General features: G+C 80.6%; 2 protein-coding genes. Both read left to right on the top strand.

The window, feature by feature from the left end; all coding sequences use genetic code 11:
* Positions 1 to 60 precede the first annotated feature (60 nt).
* The gene (locus ACRYR7_RS25495; RefSeq protein ID WP_432575190.1) at positions 61 to 639 is read left to right on the top strand and encodes a hypothetical protein; all 579 of its coding nucleotides are present in this window, start codon (positions 61 to 63) and stop codon (positions 637 to 639) included.
* 112 nt (positions 640 to 751) lie between these two features.
* Positions 752 to 1,405, top strand: coding sequence for a hypothetical protein (locus ACRYR7_RS25490; RefSeq protein ID WP_432575189.1), 654 nt, complete (start codon positions 752 to 754; stop codon positions 1,403 to 1,405).
* Positions 1,406 to 1,479 lie beyond the last annotated feature (74 nt).

The following is a 1,479-nucleotide window of genomic DNA, read 5'->3' as shown; positions in this document are numbered from 1 at the left end:
GGCGCGCCCGGGGACCCGTCCACCGCGCCCCCGGGCGCGCCGACCTGGGAGCATCGCCCCGTGGGACTGGGCGACGGGCCGGACTGGCGGGACGACTACGAGTGGTTCCGGCTGGAGGACCTGCCCGCCGAGGAGGTCCCCGACGAGGGCCCCGACCCGTTCGGCGACGCGCTGCGCGCCCTCGTGCGCGAGTACCCCGTGTGGTCCGGCACCGGCGGGGTGACCCGCGTCCTGCTGGTCGACCTGGACAACCTGCGCGCGGTGCGCGGCCGGCTGCGCGCCCGGCTCGGCGTGGTGGTCGAGCTGGCCCGCCAGGCCGACCACGTCACCCTCGCCGGCCAGGTGGGCTCGGTGCAGCGCTCCCGGCCCTGGCTGGCGGAGTTCGCCCGCCGCGCCCAGCCGGTCGCCGCCGGCCCCGACGTCGCCGACCTGGTGCTGCTGGAGGCCGCGGCCACGGTCCCCGGCCCCGCGGAGTACCTCGTCGTCAGCAACGACGGCATCTTCGCCGACCTCGCCGAGCGCGGTGAGCTGACCGTCCTCTCGCCCGGCGTGGACGCCCTCAGCGACCGCCTGCACGGCGCCGCCAGCCTGCTCGTGGACCTCGCCGACCTGGAGGCGCAGGCCGCCGCCGGCGTCTGAGCCGGCGCTCCCAGCACGTCCAGGCCCCCACCACAGCCCCGCCACAGCTCCACCCCCGAGACAGGAGGGGGAGGGCGCACGAGCGCCCCGGACGCTCGAGCAGGAGGACATCGTGAGGATCACCAAGAGGGTCGTGGCCGCGGGGACCGCGGGGGCCGTGGCCGCCGGCGGGCTGGGCCTGGTGCTGCTGGGGGCGCCGCTGGCGTCGGCCGCGGAGGGCACCACCGGCTCGTCCAGCGACGGCACGGGCGCCGGCGACCGGCTGCAGCGCCTCGCCGACGCGCTGGCCGGGCTCGTCACCGACGGCACCCTGACCCAGGAGCAGGCCGACGCGGTGGCCACCACCCTGGACGCCTCCGACGCGCTGCGCGGCGGCCCCGGCGGCGGACCCGGCGGCGGTCCGGGCGGCGGGCGCGTCGTCGACCTCGCCGCGGCCGCCGAGGCCATCGGCGTCACCGAGGAGGAGTTGCGCACCGCGCTGCGGGCCGAGGGCGCCACCCCGGCCTCCGTGGCCGCCGAGCACGACGTGGAGCGCCAGGTCCTCGTCGACGCCCTCGTCGCCGCGGGGGAGGAGCGGCTGGCGCGGGCCGTCACCGACGGGCGCCTCACGCAGGAGGAGGCGGACGAGCGCGCCGCGGACCTGCCCGAGGCGGTCGCCACCGCCGTCGACCGGGAGTTTCGCGGCGGGCGCCGCGGCGGCCCGCGCACCGACCCCGACCCCGGCTCCGCCCCCGACCCCGCCGCCGAGGGCGCCGCGGCCGCCTGACGGCACCCGGGCCCGCGCGCGCGGCGCCGGGGGCCGCGCACCCCGCGCGCGGGCTGCGGCACGCGGGGCGCCCC

The sequence above is a fragment of the Kineococcus gurbantunggutensis genome (genome assembly GCF_050871925.1).
Taxonomy (GTDB): domain Bacteria; phylum Actinomycetota; class Actinomycetes; order Actinomycetales; family Kineococcaceae; genus Kineococcus.
The sequence above is the reverse complement of the archived record's forward strand: the minus strand, read 5'-3'. Positions and strand labels throughout refer to the sequence as shown.